The organism is Frankia sp. RB5 (assembly GCF_059816245.1).
This window is the reverse complement of sequence record NZ_JCBATA010000153.1, coordinates 1-1,428: the sequence shown is the minus strand read 5'-3', so window position 1 is coordinate 1,428 and position 1,428 is coordinate 1. Positions and strand designations below refer to the sequence as shown.

Genomic DNA, 1,428 nt, shown 5'->3' with positions numbered 1-1,428 from the left:
GGTCACGTCCACGGGGGTGGTGTACGGAGAGTGACTCCGCGTGATCTGGGTTCAGGTTATGCGGTGAGGGCTTCGGGTGTCACGCTGATCTCGGGTGTGTCGGGTGGCGTGTTTCCCGCGTCGACTTTCGCGAGGATTTCCAGCCCGAAGTAGCGGTGGGTTTCGATCCACTCGTCGTGTTGTTCGGCGAGGACGGCGCCGACGAGTCGTATGATGGCGTCGCGGTCGGGGAAGATGCCGACGACGTCGGTGCGCCGGCGGATCTCCTTGTTCAGGCGTTCCTGCGGGTTCGACGACCAGATCTGCTTCCAGATCTCCCGCGGGTAGGTGGTGAAGGCGAGCAGGTCGGCTTTCGCGTCGGACAGGTGCAGGGCGGCTTTGGGTAGTTTCTCGGTGAGCGCGTCGACGACCCGGTCGAACTGGACGGTGACCTCGTTTGCGTCCGCCTGATCGAATATTGTTCTCACCAGGGTGGCGACCCAGGGCTGCGACGACTTTGGTGTGAATGTGAGCAGGTCCCGCAGGTAATGCGTCCGACATCTCTGCCAGGAGGCGCCCGGCAGAGTCGCCGCGATCGCGTTGATCAGGCCACGGTGCGCGTCGGAGGTCACGAGGCGCACACCGGACAGGCCGCGGGCGACCAGGCCCCGGAAGAACGCCAGCCAGCCGGCGCCGTCCTCGCTGGACACGACCTCCAGGCCGAGGATCTCGCGGTGCCCGTCGCCGTTGACCCCGACGGCGAGCAGGCAGTGGACGTTGACCACCCGGCCGTCCTCGCGGACCTTCATCGTCAACGCGTCCGCCTGGACGAACCGGTACGGCCCGGCGTCCAGGGGACGCGAGCGGAACGCCTCGACCTGGGTGTCGAGATGTTTCGCCAGCTCCGATACCTGAGATTTCGAGATGTGGGCGACCCCGAGCTGTTCGACAAGCTTGTCGACCCTCCTCGTCGAAACTCCGAGCAGATACGAGGTGGCGACCACCGAGATCAGCGCCTGCTCGGCGCGGCGACGCCGGGTCAGCAGCCATTCCGGGAAATACGAGCCCGAACGCAGTTTCGGGATCGCCAGCTCGATCGTCCCCGCCCGGGTGTCCCACTCACGCATACGATAACCATTCCGACGGTTCGTTCTTTCCGGAGATACCTCCCCGTACTCGGCGTTACAGATCCCTTCCACCTCGGCGCCCATCAAACTCTGTGCGAACGCCTTCACCATCGAGCCCAGCAGGTCCGGACTCGCAGCCATCAGCTCCTTGCCGAACGACTCCACGTCGGTCACAGTCGGACGCACGGCCATCGCGTTGCTCCTTCTCGAGTGCTTCACACGTTCTCGAAGGATCACGCGGTGGTCGCTCTACGTCACGGACCGCCACTCCGGCGAGTCGCTAGATCGTTGCTCTTCGTACACCACTCGGCTGGACGCCACT

General features: G+C 64.8%; 1 protein-coding gene. It reads right to left on the bottom strand.

Features of this window, described 5'->3' with window-relative positions; translation table 11 throughout:
- Positions 1-56 precede the first annotated feature (56 nt).
- On the bottom strand, positions 57-1,298 hold the full coding sequence (locus AC6EXY_RS33255) for an IS256 family transposase (RefSeq protein ID WP_499819023.1): 1,242 nt from the start codon (positions 1,296-1,298) through the stop codon (positions 57-59).
- Between the last annotated feature and the right edge of the window lie 130 nt (positions 1,299-1,428).